The organism is Chitinophaga silvisoli (assembly GCF_003412465.1).
Classification (GTDB): Bacteria; Bacteroidota; Bacteroidia; order Chitinophagales; family Chitinophagaceae; genus Chitinophaga; species Chitinophaga silvisoli.
Map to the genome: position 1 here is coordinate 477,061 of NZ_QTJV01000001.1, position 16,636 is coordinate 493,696.

A 16,636-nucleotide genomic window follows, 5' to 3' on the forward strand; every position below is an offset into this window, starting at 1 on the left:
CCTAAAAATGCAGGCCTGCGGCAGCAGGGAACCTTTCATTTTTCCTTTTTTAAACTCCTTACATATATTAAAAATTAACATTAAAATAATCACCTGTCTGCTGAAACTGTTGTAAACTGCATCAGCTTAACATATGGAACAATTCTCAGCACCATTCCACCGCCGCGATTTTGGAGAGCATTTCCTCTGGGGGGTCACTATTTCTGCATTTCAGAATGAAGGCGCACATGATCATGACGGAAAGGGCGCTTCCATCTGGGATGAATTTACGTCCCGCAAAGGCAAAATCAAAGACGGCACCCATGCACAGGTCACGACCGATTTCTACAACAGGTACCGGGATGACATTCTCCTCGCCAAATCCATGGGGTTCAAAGTATTTCGTTTTTCCATAGCCTGGCCCCGGATCCTTCCGAAGGGTACAGGGGCTGTGAACCAGGCTGGTATAGACTTTTATCACCGCATTATAGATGCCTGCATAGAACTGGACATGGAGCCCTGGGTGACCCTGTATCACTGGGACCTGCCATTGGCACTGGAACACAAGGGTGGCTGGTGTCACAGGGGGGTAGTTTTTGCGTTCGAGGAATATGTACGTATCTGTGTGGAGGCTTATGGGAAGAAGGTAAAGAACTGGATTGTGATGAATGAGCCATTTGGCTTTACTTCACTGGGCTATATGTTAGGGGTACACGCCCCGGGCAGGTTTGGTTTATCTTATTTCTTCCCGGCGGTACACCATGCTTTGCTGGCGCAGGCTGCAGGGGCCAGGGTCATCCGTGAAATGGTCAAAGGTGCAAATATCGGCATTGCATTGTCCTGTTCCTATATCTTACCCAATACACAAAGTCCCGGCGATATTCAGGCTGCCCGCAAGGCAGATGCTTTATTTAACCGGACCTTCCTGGAGCCGATCTTAGGTTTGGGGTATCCGGTGGAGGACTTCCCATTGCTGGGCAAAATTGAGCGCCGTTATGCCCTCTGGCGGGATCGTGATGCGCTTTCCTTCGACTATGATTTTATAGGCGTGCAGAATTATTTCCCGCTGGTCATACGTCGCAATCCGTTTATGCCTGTCGTAGGCGTGTCGGAGGTGAAGCCACGGGTCCGCAAGGTACCGGTGACAGCGCTGGGGTGGGAGATAAGCGGAGAGGGGATGTATGGTATTCTGAAACAGTTTGCAGCCTATAAGAATATCCCCAGGCTGATCGTGACGGAAAACGGGGCTGCGTTCAACGATGTACTGACGGAGGGCCGTATTCACGATGCTGACAGGATCAACTACTTTGTAACCTACCTGGAAGCGATTTTGAAAGCTAAAAATGAAGGGGTGCCGCTGGATGGTTATTTTGTATGGACGCTTACGGACAATTTTGAGTGGGCGGAGGGATATCGTGCCCGGTTTGGACTGGCGCATGTAGATCTCGAAACGCAGGTGCGTACTTTGAAGGATTCGGGATTGTGGTTCCGGGAATTTCTACACGATAAATAAAATACCGGCATTCATGGTTTGCCTGACAAATTTATAGAAGCTCATTATCGTAAAAAAAAAGGTCGTTCCATCAGGAACGACCTTAATAATATCAAACCATTTGTCTTGCGATCAATCGTAAGTTCTGCGGATGAACCAGATATCTCTCAGTGAGAAGTGGAATACCGCATTCATATACGTTTCCTTAATCAAGCCACTGTTCAGCGTACCACGCTGTCCTGCTTCCAGCCCGATGTAGTAACGGATAGCGCCGCTTTTGCTTGGGATGGAGATACCTGCGCTACCTGATACATCTTTCATCTGCTGGCCATAGAGCTGGAGGTAGGAATTGTTATAGGCAAAACCTGCCTGTACTACGACACCTTCTACGCGCATATCGCCATAGGTACGTCTGAAAGCATATTCCAGGCCTGTAGAGTAGCGGTCGGCATCTACGAGTTTGTAGTGGGTACCGCTTTGTCCGTACTGGCTCCACATCTGGCGTTTCCAGTCAGCCAGCCAGGTCAGTGTACCGTTGCTTATAGAGATACCACCTGTATACATTTCTGGTAAGGTGTATTTCTCGTCTTCCAGGTCGTATGAGTAAACGGTAGTTTCGCTGCTGTTCTGTATAATGAGTTTCTTATTGAACTTCATGTTGGTCTTGAAGCGATAGGTAGCACCCAGGCCTAATACCCATTTGGAACCGATTCTACCGGTATATTGGATACCTGTATTGAAGTTCACATTGAAAGCGTAGCGTTGCAGCTTGGTGGAGATGGTATCACCACCTACGTTTTCAAGTGTGTTGATAGGTCCGAACAGGAAGTTGGTAGCTACACCAACAGAGAAGTTCTTGGTCAGTCTTACTGAGTTGGTGATATAACCTTTGTTGATACCTCCATCGCCGGTCGTGGTCGTGGTCTGGCCACTGCCATCCAGGTAAGTGGTGGAGAGTAATTTATAATTCACGGAGCTGTACGGAGCGAATCCGGCACTGATACCCCAGCGGTTATTGGCTTTAAAACCGATAGCAAGGCGCCTGATGGAGAGGTCGCCTGCAGTTTGATTAAGACTGCTGTTATTTTTATATCCCACGATCTGACCCCTGAGGGATACGTCGAACATAAAGTGCTGCCGTGGGATAGCGGAATAAGAGGCGGGGTTCAGCTCGTTCAGAAAGTAATCTGAGCGGCGGGCAACACCACTGCTACCTACTCCAAAGTTTCGTGTATAATCCCTTTCTTCCAGATCGCCGATGGCGTATGCCGAGTAAAGGGAGTTAATGCCATGCTGTGCCAGTGCCCTTGTTCCCATCAAAAGCATCATTAAGCCGCATAGGCCTGTTGTATATTTTATTCGCTTCATGTAGTCTGTTCTAGCTTGCATTATTTATACAGCAGATAATATATTTTAAACTCGATCGGGTTCACATTGTGGTTAGGTCCACCCAGTACGAGACGATCGAAGTTAGAAAGGCCGGTTGACCCTGGGGTCATCAGACCTAATCCCCTGGTTGTAGCATCTGTTGCTCCAATCTGGTTGATTACATAGTTGGTTATATCGTATGTATATTCTGTGCCGGTGTTGTATACATAATCTGTCACCAGGTTGCCTGTTTGTACGGCACCGGTACTTGGATTTGTAATGGAGTCAGTGACTGAATTACCTGCATTCAGGCTTACCAGTGTCAGTTTAGCCGGCAATTCGAAAGGATACAGATAGGTGGCTCTGACTGGTTTGACAGTCAGGGTAGCCCGCATGATTTTCCAGAATTTAGCCGTCTGGTTAAATTGTTTCAGGTAAGGGAAGTCAATTCTTGTCACTACGTTGGTCAATGGCTGTACATAAGTGACATTATTTGCATTCTCAGCCAGGACCTTATTGGTACTCAGGTCAGAGTTTGGTGTAAGGCCAGCCAGTGGAGAACCGCTAGGACGGGTAAAGTCCACATGGTTGAACTGGGAGGAGGCATCATACATGGGAAAATCCACAGATTTCCAGTCGTAAGTATTTCCACTTACGTGATAATAGAGGCGGAGTGACAGGGAGTCGTCTGCCCTGAGTGAGTTAATCACCTGGCTATTAGCACCCGGTTTAATACACAATCCTGGAAACCATTCTGTAAACTGGTCCTGGTTGGTTACGGAAGGAAGCTTATTGTAGACCCGGTTAAAGAGGTCTTTACCAATAGCATCATCGATTTTGATGTCATAAACACTATCCAGGGTAGGGCGGATATGAGCGATCTGGATAGAACCAACAGGTGTTGGATCGGTGGCAAATGACATACCACTATAATAATAGGAGGTACCGAAGTTCTTTTCGATATAATCGGTCACTTTGTATACTACGAAGTGCTGGGGCTTGGTGGTATCTCCATAATAAGTAGTCTTGGGATGGATCATCAGTACGAGGGAGTCATAGACAGCCTCATCGGCGATATTGGTGGAGGTGGTCACTGCTTTCAGCTTAAAATAGGAGCTGGAAGAGATGGTACCGAAGTAAGGATCAACAGTGGTACCCACGAGAACCACGCCCTGATTCGAAGTAGGAACGGAGTCAAGGTAAACAGTACTCGCATTCATGGTGATAGTATCCGTAACGATGTACTCTGTACCACTAGTTTCAACTTCATTACTATAATTAAAGCCTTCCTTGTCACAAGCAGCTGCGCCTGCCAATATTATTGCACAAACCAGGTATTTATAAGCCATTTTGGCACGGATATTTTTATTCATGGAGCGCAATTTTAGACAGACCGCCAACTTCCCGCTTATTTAATATGCCAATTGGCATATTTTATCGACGAATGCTGAATGAAGGTCTCTGTATTACTGTTGGGGTAGTAGCCCTTTTAGTAAGCTAAAATTCCTATTGGTAGATAAAATTCACTGATTCGTCTGGCAAAAGTACCCGAATAGTCTATTTGATGATTACGCCAAAACAAAGGCAGATAATTTTGGCAGCTATTAAAAAGTAAAAATTATCTATGCGCTATTTAAATGTATGTTTTCTGGGTTTAGCAGCCGTAATGATGTTAGCCTCCTGTTCATCGAGCGATGATTCAACAAAGCTGGGTAACTGGATTAAAAGGGCTGACTATGCCGGTGATGCAAGATATGAAGCTGTGGCTTTCGTAATTGGTGATACAGCGTATGTAGGAACTGGTTTTGGGGGACCACACAAAGGTGCGAAATTAAGTACATTCTATAAATATGATCCAAGTAAGGACAACTGGTCAGTGGTAGCGTCTTTGCAGGATCCTACAGATCCTTTCAGAAACCTGGGTCGTACTGGTGCTTCTGCGTTTGCAGCAGCTGGTAAAGGTTATGTAGTAACTGGTGAAGACAGTGCTCACAATTCCCTGAATGATACCTGGTGTTATGATCCGGCTGCCAATTCCTGGTCGCCTAAAGCTGATTTCCCTGGGTCAGTACGCTATTATGCAGTTGGTTTTGCAATTGGTGATAGTGGTTATGTAGGTACAGGTGTAACTGGCGATGGTAACACTATCGTAGGTGACTTCTACAGATTTGATCCTAAAAATAACAAGTGGGATGCGATTACTTCCCTGAAGGATAAAAGAAAGAACGCAGTTTCTTTCGTAATCAACGATAGCGCATATGTAGTATCCGGTATCGGTTCAGGTAGCACCAGTGCATATTATATGTATGTATATGACAGAAGCACTGATACCTGGAGAGAAAAGAGCCAGATCAGAAACGCTACTGACTATTCCTACGATGATGATTATACCACCATCGCACGTTCACAGGCGGTTGCTTTCGTTATCAATAACAAAGCTTACTTAGCTACCGGTACTGTACAGAACACCTGGGAATACGATCCGGTATCTGACCGTTGGGAAGAGAAGACTGCATTTGATGGTACCAGCCGTACAGGTGCTGTAGGTTTCACCGTAAAAGGAAGAGGTTTTGTAGCCACAGGTGCTAACAGCTCTTCTGGCCTGGATGACCTCCGTGAGTTTGATCCAAAGGCAGAAAACGATACGAATGACAACTAAGCAGATAGCGATCGTGGCTTTATTAGCTACAGGAGTTATTGCCTGTCAGGAGAAGAAAGGCCATAGCGGTGAAAACAGACTGAAAAGCAATGATACTATAAATACTACCGTAATGCCCGAAGAGGACATTACGGTAGTTCCTTTTCAGGTAGAAGGCGGTGGTTGGGGCTTTGACATTAAGATTGGAGCCAAAACCCGGATCCATCAGGAACTCATTCCGGTGATCTTAGGTCGTAAGACATTTGCGACCAGGGAGGATGCACTGAAGGTTGGAGAGAATTTAGCTCAGAAGATGAGAACCCAGCATACAGGTTTCCCGGACCTCACACGCCAGGAACTGCTGGATATGCATATTGCAGGTGTGGAATAAACACCTTTGAAGAAAACCGGCTTGTCCCGCAGGCCGGTTTTCATTAAAAAACAGCACAAACTGACCGCAAAGAGCAGTTTTGCATACTTATGGAAACTTATATTAATACTGGCCGCAGTACTGTATCTGGCCACATGGCTACCCCTATCCCCAAAATTTTAACGATTCTTTTCAGCACACTTAGCAGATTTTACAGGAATTGAGTGTAAGTTTATCGCGCTTTTAGGCACATGATAAATTTAAAACAACTCTATAGGAACAAACTGTTCAATATCGGTTTGCATATTGCAGTATGGACCTGTTTCCTGTTCTTTCCCTTTTTTATCTATAGGATCAGGATTCAGCATCCGTGGTTTTTCGCACGCGAAATTGTGGATAACCTCTTTCTGATAGGTGTGTTTTACCTCAATTTTTATTTCCTCATTCCCCGCTTTTTCACTGTCAAAAAGATTGTTTACTACCTGTCTTTTGTAGTACTGGTATTGCTTTTTGTGATAATGCAGCAGGCGGTGTCTGAATATGCCTTCTGGAAATTGTATGCAAAGGAGGATGCTGCTTTGCACCAGCCGGGGCAGGGAGGGCAGGATGAATTTATGCCGCCGCCTATGTACCATTTTTATCATGACCGTCCCCATGGCGGGGTAGATTTCAGGGAAAGGCCTCCCCTGGTATTTGACGACGGGTATGTAAACGGGAAAATTCCAACTTTTGTAGACTATGTTTTGTTTCCGGAGATATTGAGAAAAACGGTTTTTGCAGCCCTGCTCATGCTTTTTATGAGTGGATTTATCAAGATTGCCCAGGAGTGGTTTAAGTCTGAACAACAGCGGGAAGCTCTTAAAATGGAGAATTTAAACGCTGAATTAAAATTTTTAAAGTCCCAGATTAATCCTCACTTCCTTTTTAACTGTCTAAACACTATCTACTCACTGGCGCATAAACATTCCGCACAGACAGAGCATGCTATCATCAAGCTCTCGACCATCCTGCGGTACATGATTTATGAGTCCAATGAGGACAAGGTACAGCTACAACAGGAACTGCAATATCTGGAAGACTATATTGATATTCAGAGACTTAGGCTGCCTGAGGATATCGTCGTGGATTACGCAGTACAGGGCAATCCGGCAGGATTGCGTATTGAACCCATGCTCCTGGTCCCATTTGTAGAGAACGCATTTAAACACGGTATCAGTTATGCTGAGCCATCCTTCATAGCTATTGCCGTAGCAATTGAGAGGAACCAGGTACGACTGGTGGTTGAAAATGCTGTTTTCAAACAGCGGGTCGGCGAAAAAGGTGGGATTGGTTTACAAAACGTAAGAAAGAGATTGGAATTACTCTATACTGAAGACCACGAGCTTGAAATAACAGAAGCTGAAAACCAATTTATTGTTGATCTTAAAATCGAGCTGAAAAATGATCAGGTGTATAGCGGTGGATGATGAACCACTGGCATTGGAAATTATAACAGACTTTGCGAAGAAAGTACCTTTTCTTCAGCTGGTGGCTACATTTGAAAATGCTGCTGAGGCATTACGCTTTCTACAGGAAGAGCGGGTAGACCTGTTATTCCTGGATATTAAAATGCCTGACATTACGGGTATACAATTCATGAAGTCGCTGAAGTATCCGCCCATGGTGGTATTTACAACAGCGTATGGAGAATATGCACTGGAAGGCTTTGACCTGGAAGTGGTGGATTACCTGCTAAAGCCGGTGCCATTCGAACGCTTCCTGAGGGCAGCTACCAAGGCGCTGGAGCTGAAGACCATGTCGCAGCAGAAGAATAATGATAACAATAATAACCATGTGAACGATTATATCTTCATCAAGACAGAGTATAAGATCATCAAGATCAACCTGGAAGATATTCTCTTCATCGAAGCACTGAAAGATTATACGAAGATTTATACACCTTACCAGCCGGTACTGACTTTACGGAGTTTGAAGTCGTTTGAGACAAGATTGCCTTCGGACAAGTTTATCCGGGTACACCGCTCTTACGTGGTATCTTTAAATAAGATTAATTCTGTGGAGAAGAATACGGTGATGATCGCAAATCAGAGTATCCCGATCAGTGATGGTTATAGGGAGAAGTTCTATGATGTGATCAACAGAAATAGTTAAAGTAATTCAAAGGCCGGGGCAACAACCCCGGCCTTCTTATTTAGATGATTTCTTTCAGTTTTGCGACTACCTGGTCTACTTCCTCTTTTGTATTATTCTTACTAAAAGAGAACCTCACCGCAATCATATTCGGATTGCTGCTAATGGCACGGATCACATGAGAACCTGCATCCGCACCGGATGTACAGGCACTACCGCCAGATGCACAGATACCATTGATATCCAGGTTGAACAGCAACATTTCACTCTTTTCCGTTTTAGGGAAGCCCACGTTCAGCACGGTGTACAGGCTGCGACCATACAGATCACCATTGAAATCTACACCCGGGATCTCAGCTTTCAGCTTTTCGGCCATATACATACGGAGACCATTGATGTATGCTTTATGTTCTTCGTGGTGAGTAGTGGCCAGTTCCAATGCCCTGGCAAAGCCTACAATGCCATACAGGTTTTCTGTACCGGCTCTCATATTCCTCTCCTGTGAACCACCCTGAATGAATGGGGTGATCTTCACATTCTCATTGATATACAGGATGCCCACGCCTTTTGGACCATGGAACTTGTGACCAGCACCATTGATAAAGTGAACAGGGGTATTGCGCAGGTCAAAAGGGTAGTGACCTACAGTCTGTACAGTATCAGAATGGAAGATGGCATCAAACTCCTTGCAGAGGTTACCTACGGCATGCAGATCCAGCAGGTTGCCGATCTCGTTGTTTGCATGCATTAAAGTAACCAGGCAACGCTCTTTGGAAGTAGCGAGCAGTTCGCGGAGGTGCTCCATGTCTACGTGTCCGTTAGGGAGCAGTTTGACAAAGCTCAGTTTGATATTGTCGCGCACATGCAGGTGCTCGACAGAGTGGAGGGTAGCATGGTGTTCTATTTCAGAACTGATGATGTGCCGGCAGCCGAGGTTGTGGATAGCTGCGTTGATAGCGGTATTACTGGATTCCGTGCCGCCTGAAGTAAAGAAGATTTCTCCCGGATGGGCATTCAGTATTTTGGCTACGGACTTGCGCGCGTTCTCAATGGCGAGGCGTGACTCCCGGCCATAGGAATAGATGGAAGAAGGATTGCCAAACTTTTCCGTCATGAAAGGCAGCATCACGTCCAGCACATCCTGGTCAAGCGGCGTGGTCGCTGCGTTGTCAAAATAAATTCTGTTCAAGGTGGTTAGGTGGTTTTTGATCTAATAAGTCGCCGTTGGCGGGTACAAATGTCCTACTTTTTTTAATATTATAGTGCCAATTTCTTGAAGGGCAGGTACCAAAAAAAACGCTTTTGCCCCAGGGCAAAAGCGTTTTTTTTTGACGGCCGGCAACTGCCTGCAGCGCTATTATCAATGCATGAATTCTCTGATATCCTGCATGATTCTTTTAGCGATATTATCAGCAGTGGTTTCATTCTGACTTTCAGAATAAATCCTGATAATCGGCTCAGTGTTAGAAGTTCTCAGGTGCACCCAATCCTTCTCAAATTCGATTTTCAGACCATCTTCGGTATTTACCGGCTGGTTTTTATACTTACCCTTGATTTTTTCAAAGATGGTTTTTACATCCACGCCCTTATCCAGCTCGATCTTATTCTTTGAAATGAAGTAATCAGGATAACTATTTCTGATAGCTTTCAGGTTCTTTTTTATCTGTGCCACATGGCTCAGGAACAAACCTATACCGATGAGTGCATCGCGACCATAGTGCAGATCCGGAACGATGATGCCACCGTTACCTTCACCACCGATCACAGCGTTCACCTCTTTCATCTTCCTTACCACGTTCACTTCACCTACGGCAGATGGGTGATATTCGCCACCGGCTTTCAGGGTTACATCTTTCAGTGCCTGGGTAGAAGACAGGTTGGAAACGGTGTTACCTTTCCTGTGTTTCAGGATATAGTCAGCAACTGCTACCAGGGTATATTCTTCACCGAACATGCTGCCATCTTCGCAAACAAAGCAAAGACGATCTACATCCGGATCCACGGCGATACCGAGGTCAGCCTGTGACTTGTTTACTTCGTTGCTCAGTGCAGTCAGGTTTTCCGGCAGGGGTTCCGGGTTGTGACTGAACCGGCCATTCACTTCACCGAACAATACTGTTACATCCTCCACGCCCAGGGCTTTCAGCAAAGCCGGGATGAAGGTAGCGCCAGTAGAGTTTACCGCATCCACCACTACTTTAAAGTTGCGTGCTTTAATAGCCGCAACGTCTACCAGCGGGTAATTCAGGACCAGATCTATATGTTTCTGCATATAGGTATCGTTCCTTTCATAGGTACCCAGCTTGTTGACATCAGCAAAGGTAAAGTCTTCGCGGGCTGCAAGGTCCAGTACCACTGCACCATCCTCGCCGGAGATGAATTCGCCTTCGCTGTTCAGCAGCTTCAGGGCGTTCCATTCCTTTGGATTATGGCTGGCAGTCAGGATGATACCTCCGGCTGCATTTTCCTGTTTTACCGCAATTTCTACCGTAGGGGTAGTGGAAAGGTCGAGGTCTACCACGTCCAGTCCTAATCCATTCAGGGTAGCAACAACCAGTTGCTTGACCATTTCGCCGGAAATACGTCCGTCACGGCCAATAACTACTTTTCTGTTGTCAGATTGTTGTGTGAGCCAGGTCCCGAATGCTGCTGTAAATTTTACCACATCAAGAGGAGAAAGCCCTTCGCCGGGTTTTCCTCCGATGGTTCCGCGAATACCAGAAATCGATTTGATCAGTGCCACGAATTTCAATTTTATTAGAGAAGGGCAAAGATAAAGTTCCAATTCTCAAATGACAAATTCCATATTTCCAGGCCTTTGTGTATATACTGGTAATTTTTGTAAAGTGTACAAAAATTGCATTTATCAAATGGCAGAATTCTCTCTTTTCACTCCTATATATTATATATATAAGGTAATATTCCATCAATTTTGCCCTTTTTAGCATTCTCAGCAGGGTTATAATACTTATGTAGTTGGTTCTTACCTTTTAATGGGATTTTAAACTTAATGATCAGGCTTCCCATTCATTATTTGGTATATTTGCCCCCTGTTTAAATTATTGTTAAGAATTTAAACAATCTCAAGTACTAAAATAGCACCACATTACAATGAAATCATTTTGGAAGAATATACCCAGGTATATTCGGTATGTGATTGTTCAGGCCATATTCCTTTACCTATTCACCCTGTTGTTTCGGTTGATTTTCTATTTTTTCTTCTTTAAATCAACCGTTCAGGACAGTGGAGCCATCGCGAAAGCCTGGAATTTTGGTCTGCGTTTCGATCTGCGTCTCACTTTATATGTCATGGCACCATTGCTGATCATAGGCCTGATCTGGCGGAATGGTTTCTTTACAAAGAACTGGATAAGGAGATTTACGTTTGTTTACCTGTTTATTGCCTATTTCGTGTTGGTATGGGTATACATCTTTGACCTGGGGCATTATGCTTACCTGGGGCTGAGGATCGAACCATCAGTAATGCGCTTCCTGTCCGACGGGGAGCGGGGAGATAATGCTACCATGCTTTGGGAGACTTATCCCATTGTAAGAGTGGTGATTGCCGTTGGCCTCTTCATGTGGCTGATGAGCCGCCAGTACAAAGGTTTGTACCGCCGCCTTTCGAAAGAAGCACCGGTATACCTGAAGGCTGGGCGCTATACCAGCTGGACAGTAGGCTTCATTCTCCTGTTTGCTGCTGGTATGTATGGCAATGTAGCTTACTTTCCCCTGCGCTGGAGCCAGGCGATGTTCAGCCGGGACAATGGCATTACCAGCCTGGGCCTGAACCCGCTCCTCTACTATGTGTCGAACCTGAGTGTACAGGCCGACACCTATGATGAGAAAAAAACGAAAGAATTATACCCGATAATTGTGGATTACCTGGGTATCGACCACCCGGATGTGGAAAACCTGAACTTTGAGCGGGAAATTCCTGGATCCGATGAGAAGAAGAAAATGAATGTGGTGCTGGTGATGTTGGAATCGACAGGTGCCTGTATCACCAGTATGTACGGCAACCCAATGCAGGCCACGCCAAATATGAAGGCACTGGCGGACAGCGGGATCCTCTTCAAACATTTCTATGTACCGGCTATCAGCACTGCCCGTACTGTATATGGAGTGACCACCGGTGTACCGGATGTGACGGTGACCCAAACTGCAAGCCGCCATCCCCGGATGGTGGATCAAAGGGTGATCATGGACCAGTTCAAGGGATACGAAAAGTACTACCTGCTGGGTGGTAATACAAACTGGGCCAATGTGCGTGCGGTGTTTACCAACAACGTGGCAGGGGTAAAAGTGTATGAAGAAGGAATGTACAGCGCACCAAAGGCGGATGTATGGGGGATTGCTGACTATGACCTGGTAAATGAAGCAGATAAATTGTTTAAAAATGCCAATGACAGAAAGCAACCTTTCATAGCTTTTCTTCAACTGGCTGATAACCATCCACCTTATACAACTACCAGTGGTGGTGGAGGGTTTAAAAAGGTGACTGAGAAGGATATAGATATGGCGAAGTTCAAAGAGGCCGGTTTTGTATCTATCGATCAGTTCAATGCCCTTCGTTATGAAGATTATAATGTGGGCCACCTGATAGACCAGGCGCGCAAAAACGGCTACCTGGACAATACTATCTTTATCATGTTTGGCGATCACAACTGCAGCCTCAACCCTTATCACTTTATGCCGATACCGGAATATGAACTGGGAAGTGGTGGTGTACATGCGACCTGTTTCATTTATGCGCCAGGTACTGTGCAGCCAGGGGTAATCAATTACCCGGTGAGCCTGGTAGACGTATATCCGACCATGGCAAAGCTGGTAGGCATGCCGGTAAAAAACTACACGATGGGCAGGGATATGCTGGATTCTACCATCAGTACCCGTTATACCCTCAGTGTTTATTCCAAGAACCTGATGACCCACATGGCGGTGATCGGGGATCAATACCAGTACGAAATAAATATGAAGACGGGGGCCCCGGCGCTATATGACCTGAAGTCCAAAGACCCGCTGAAAAACGTGGTAAAGGAACTGCCGGATACGGCAAAGGGACTGGACAAGCTGGCAAGGGCGATGTATGAGAGTACGAGGTACCTGATGTTTAATAACAAGAAACAAAACGCAAAATAGCAAACAGAGGGGGATGGCTTTGCCATCCCCCTCTCGGTTAAATTTTAGTATCTTGCACTCCCGATTATGATAATAGAAGCATATAACGATACGGACGTGGAAGTACAAAAACAGTGGTTCAAAGATTGGTTCAATTCTCCCTATTATCACCTGTTGTACAATAACAGGGATAATAAAGAAGCTGCCTCATTTATCGATAAGTTGCTGGAATACCTGCAACCACCCACCAGCGCTACCATGCTGGATGTAGCCTGCGGGCGTGGCCGGCACTCCCGCTACCTGGCGGACAAGGGTTACACTGTTACAGGCATCGACCTGTCTATCAACAGTATCAATATTGCCAAAAAATTGGAAAACGATCACCTGAGCTTTTTCCAGCACGATATGCGCCTTCCATTCCGGGTTAATTACTTCGACCTGGTTTTCAACTTCTTCACCAGCTTCGGCTATTTCGAGTCCCAAAGGGAAAACGACAACGCACTCCGTACCATCAGGAACGCCCTTAAACCGGGAGGCAAGCTCGTATTGGACTACCTGAACAGTACCTACGTGGCTAATCACCTGGTAAGCAGCGAGCTAAAGGAAAAGGGGGATGTGGTATTCGATATACAGCGGGAGCTCGTAGACGGCCATTTCCACAAGCAGATCAATATCCTGGATCGGGCCCGCATGCAGCGTGCTACCTTCACAGAGAGCGTATGCGCTTATACTTTAGCCGACTTCGAAGAAATGTTCGCCCGTCAGGGTTTACAAATAACTGAGGTCTTTGGTGACTATCACTTCAATGCTTACAATGAGCAACTGTCACCCCGACTGATCATTATTGCCACAAAACCTTAGACATGAAACAAGCATTGCTTCACCTGGACCATCAGTTGTTCAACCTGATTAATGGTCAATGGCATACGCCATGGACAGATGCCTTCATTCCCATGCTAAGGGAGCCTTTTATGTGGGCACCATTATACCTCTTCCTCCTGGTGTTCGTAAGCATCAATTTTGGCTGGCGGGGATTCTGGTGGATTGCATTTTTCCTGCTCACCTTTGGTCTTGCAGACCAGGGTAGCCTGCACATCAAGGACTTTTTCTCCAGGGTAAGGCCTTGCCGTAACCCTGATCTGGCCGGAACGGTACGCATCCTGGTGAGTTATTGTCCACAGAGTGGCAGCTTTACTTCCAACCATGCAGCGAATCATTTTGCGCTTGGTACATTTTGCTTTTTAACTTTTCGTCATATCAACAAATGGTTTGCTTCCCTGTTTTTCGTTTGGGCTATAGCTATCAGCTATGCCCAGGTATACGTAGGGGTGCATTATCCGTTTGATGTAGCCGGCGGTGCTATACTAGGGATATTTTTAGGATTTATGAGCGGTAGCTTTTTCCAGCGCCGTATCCGACTGGAACCTGAACTAACAACATGAACTGGGCTTTATTAATCATCATATTTGCCGCTACAGTAGGTGGAGGTATTATTCCGATGGTGGTCAGGAAGGCGAATCCCAACCTGCCCATTTATCTACTGGCTATGTCCGGTGCCTGCCTGTTTGGTATTACCATCCTGCACCTGGTGCCGGAGGTGTATCATGAACTGGGGCATCAGGCAGGTATTTACATCGTAGCCGGCTTTTTCCTCCAGGTGGCTTTGCAACAATTATCTCATGGTGCAGAGCATGGTCATACCCATTTGCCACAGGGAGATCATGATCATGTATCTATTACCCCGCTATTGCTGGGACTTTCCGTACATGCATTTATGGAGGGTATCCCGCTGGGCTTTCAGTTCGCAGACCCAGCAGCCCTGTCTTCGCTGGTGATTGGGGTGGCTGCGCATAAGCTGCCTGAGGCTATGACATTGATCACTGTTATGATTCATAGTCATCAGCATGGCGCGAAACTTTGGCGCATTCTTCTTATCTTTTCGGCTGTCACTCCGGCCGCCGCTATACTGGCAGCGGTTTTGGGTAGTCACTCCGTGTATATCACGAACATTATCGTCTACCTGGTAGCGTTGGTGATCGGAGCGTTTTTACATATATCCACTACCATTTTCTACGAGAGTGGTACCCGCCATCATGAATTGAGCAAGCGCAAGGTGTTGGCCATATTGGCAGGTCTCCTTTTAGCATTTCTTACTTTAATATTTGAATAATTCTTTATTTTTAGGCTTTTAATATGGAAGTCGTCGTCATTATCTTCATCCTTATTTTACTGAACGGTCTCTTCTCCATGGCGGAAATAGCTATGGAATATTCGAGGAAGGCCAGGCTGGAATACCTTGCCAATAAAGGGGATGAAAAAGCAAAAGCAGCATTAAAGCTTGCAAACAATCAGGACAGGTTTTTGTCCACGGTACAGGTAGGCATTACCCTGACAAGTATTGCCATTGGACTTCTATCCGGTATATTTCTCAGAGCGACACTCGTCGACATTATCTCTAAATCACCGCTGCTTAGCCCTTACAGCAATGGCATTGCCATTACCATCATCGTGGTGGTAGTGACCTATGTAACATTGGTATTGGGAGAGCTCCTGCCCAAAAGGGTGGGTATGGCGCGTCCGGAAGGCATTGCCAAAAGTGTGGCAAGGCCTATGATCCTGTTGTCCAGAATCACTTATCCATTTATCTGGCTGCTTGGCACCTCTACCAGCCTGCTGGTAAAGATTTTCAATGTAAAGCCATCAGACAATAACCTCACTGAAGAAGAGATCAAAGCCCTGATTACTGAATCAGATGCGATTGAAGAAACTGAGCAGGAGATCATCGAGCGTGTGTTTCACCTTGGCGACAGGAATATTACCTCCCTCATGACCCACCGTACAGACATTGAATGGCTGGATATCCATGACGATAAGGAGGTGGTGAGGAAGAAAATCTTTGATAGTCCCCACTCCGTGTACCCCGTATGCGAAGGACAGGTAGATCATATAGTAGGGATCATTAAAATTAAGGATCTCTACATGGCTGCCGCTTCCAATAATTATTCCCTGAGCACAATCCTGAGAAAGCCACTGTTTGTTCCTGAGAACAACTCTGCTTATCAGGTATTGGAGAAATTTAAGGAAACCCAAAGCCGTGCTGCCTTCATCGTAGATGAATACGGTACTTTCCTGGGTATGATCACCCTGAACGATATCCTGGAGGCAATCGTGGGTGACATGCCGGAAACAGGGCAGGACGATGACTGGGAAATTGTACAGCGCGAAGATGGCAGCTACCTGGTAGATGCCCAGATTCCGTTTTACGACTTCCTCAGCAAGTTTGACAAGGAGGGCTGGATGACGGAATTCGAACAGGAATTTGATACTATGGCCGGCTTTATCCTGCACCACCAGGAGCACATTCCAAAAGTAGGGGAGAAGTTTGAGTGGAGAGGGTTTACCTTTGAAATAGTAGACATGGATGCCCACAGAATTGATAAAGTACTAGTAGTAGCCCCATCGCCGGAAGTGGAGGAAGGCTAACCTGAATGCAAAAAAATTGAGTTAACTCCCAGGGGGGATAATTGAGTGAATTTAT

At 45.9% G+C, this 16,636-nt stretch carries 14 protein-coding genes; 10 read left to right on the top strand and 4 right to left on the bottom strand.

What is annotated here, in order from left to right:
- Nucleotides 1–133 precede the first annotated feature (133 nt).
- Complete coding sequence (locus DXN04_RS02015) at nucleotides 134–1,492, top strand: GH1 family beta-glucosidase (protein ID WP_116851631.1); 1,359 nt, start codon at nucleotides 134–136, stop codon at nucleotides 1,490–1,492.
- Between the two features lie 111 nt (nucleotides 1,493–1,603).
- Here the strand turns inward: DXN04_RS02015 and DXN04_RS02020 are convergent, their stop codons facing one another.
- Together DXN04_RS02020 and DXN04_RS02025 are read right to left on the bottom strand one after the other, a co-directional pair.
- A complete protein-coding gene (locus DXN04_RS02020) occupies nucleotides 1,604–2,839 on the bottom strand; it encodes a hypothetical protein (RefSeq protein ID WP_158568809.1) in 1,236 nt (411 codons plus the stop codon).
- Between the two features lie 20 nt (nucleotides 2,840–2,859).
- A complete protein-coding gene (locus tag DXN04_RS02025) occupies nucleotides 2,860–4,212 on the bottom strand; it encodes a DUF4270 family protein (RefSeq protein ID WP_116851633.1) in 1,353 nt (450 codons plus the stop codon).
- A gap of 251 nt (nucleotides 4,213–4,463) precedes the next feature.
- On the opposite strand from DXN04_RS02025, the gene DXN04_RS02030 reads away from it, so the two are divergent.
- The 4 genes from DXN04_RS02030 to DXN04_RS02045 all read left to right on the top strand — a co-directional run bounded on the left by DXN04_RS02030 (nucleotide 4,464) and on the right by DXN04_RS02045 (nucleotide 7,998).
- Complete coding sequence (locus tag DXN04_RS02030) at nucleotides 4,464–5,498, top strand: Kelch repeat-containing protein (RefSeq protein ID WP_116851634.1); 1,035 nt, start codon at nucleotides 4,464–4,466, stop codon at nucleotides 5,496–5,498.
- Nucleotides 5,488–5,868 carry a DUF4907 domain-containing protein gene (locus tag DXN04_RS02035; protein WP_158568811.1) on the top strand — a complete coding sequence of 127 codons (381 nt, stop codon included), beginning with the start codon at nucleotides 5,488–5,490 and terminating at the stop codon, nucleotides 5,866–5,868. The genes DXN04_RS02030 and DXN04_RS02035 overlap by 11 nt, the downstream gene beginning before the upstream one ends.
- A gap of 230 nt (nucleotides 5,869–6,098) precedes the next feature.
- Nucleotides 6,099–7,313 carry a sensor histidine kinase gene (locus DXN04_RS02040; protein WP_116851636.1) on the top strand — a complete coding sequence of 405 codons (1,215 nt, stop codon included), beginning with the start codon at nucleotides 6,099–6,101 and terminating at the stop codon, nucleotides 7,311–7,313.
- Nucleotides 7,288–7,998 (top strand): LytR/AlgR family response regulator transcription factor, encoded by a 711-nt coding sequence (locus tag DXN04_RS02045; protein WP_116851637.1) that lies wholly within the window; start codon nucleotides 7,288–7,290, stop codon nucleotides 7,996–7,998. The genes DXN04_RS02040 and DXN04_RS02045 overlap by 26 nt, the downstream gene beginning before the upstream one ends.
- Nucleotides 7,999–8,038: 40 nt before the next feature.
- Here DXN04_RS02045 and DXN04_RS02050 read toward each other — a convergent pair whose 3' ends face one another.
- Nucleotides 8,039–9,166: a cysteine desulfurase family protein gene (locus DXN04_RS02050; protein WP_116851638.1), complete on the bottom strand. Its 1,128-nt coding sequence runs from the start codon at nucleotides 9,164–9,166 to the stop codon at nucleotides 8,039–8,041.
- A 171-nt stretch (nucleotides 9,167–9,337) separates the two neighbouring features.
- The gene (glmM, locus tag DXN04_RS02055; protein WP_116852401.1) at nucleotides 9,338–10,720 is read right to left on the bottom strand and encodes a phosphoglucosamine mutase; all 1,383 of its coding nucleotides are present in this window, start codon (nucleotides 10,718–10,720) and stop codon (nucleotides 9,338–9,340) included.
- Nucleotides 10,721–11,088: 368 nt separating this feature from the next.
- On the opposite strand from glmM, the gene DXN04_RS02060 reads away from it, so the two are divergent.
- The 5 genes from DXN04_RS02060 to DXN04_RS02080 all read left to right on the top strand — a co-directional run bounded on the left by DXN04_RS02060 (nucleotide 11,089) and on the right by DXN04_RS02080 (nucleotide 16,581).
- Nucleotides 11,089–13,119 (top strand): LTA synthase family protein, encoded by a 2,031-nt coding sequence (locus DXN04_RS02060; protein ID WP_116851639.1) that lies wholly within the window; start codon nucleotides 11,089–11,091, stop codon nucleotides 13,117–13,119.
- A 66-nt stretch (nucleotides 13,120–13,185) separates the two neighbouring features.
- Nucleotides 13,186–13,959, top strand: coding sequence for a class I SAM-dependent methyltransferase (locus tag DXN04_RS02065; protein WP_233525504.1), 774 nt, complete (start codon nucleotides 13,186–13,188; stop codon nucleotides 13,957–13,959).
- 2 nt (nucleotides 13,960–13,961) lie between these two features.
- Nucleotides 13,962–14,540 (top strand): phosphatase PAP2 family protein, encoded by a 579-nt coding sequence (locus DXN04_RS02070; RefSeq protein WP_116851640.1) that lies wholly within the window; start codon nucleotides 13,962–13,964, stop codon nucleotides 14,538–14,540.
- A complete protein-coding gene (locus DXN04_RS02075) occupies nucleotides 14,537–15,268 on the top strand; it encodes a ZIP family metal transporter (protein ID WP_116851641.1) in 732 nt (243 codons plus the stop codon). The genes DXN04_RS02070 and DXN04_RS02075 overlap by 4 nt, the downstream gene beginning before the upstream one ends.
- 23 nt (nucleotides 15,269–15,291) lie before the next feature.
- Nucleotides 15,292–16,581 (top strand): hemolysin family protein, encoded by a 1,290-nt coding sequence (locus DXN04_RS02080; protein ID WP_116851642.1) that lies wholly within the window; start codon nucleotides 15,292–15,294, stop codon nucleotides 16,579–16,581.
- Nucleotides 16,582–16,636: the final 55 nt, after the last annotated feature.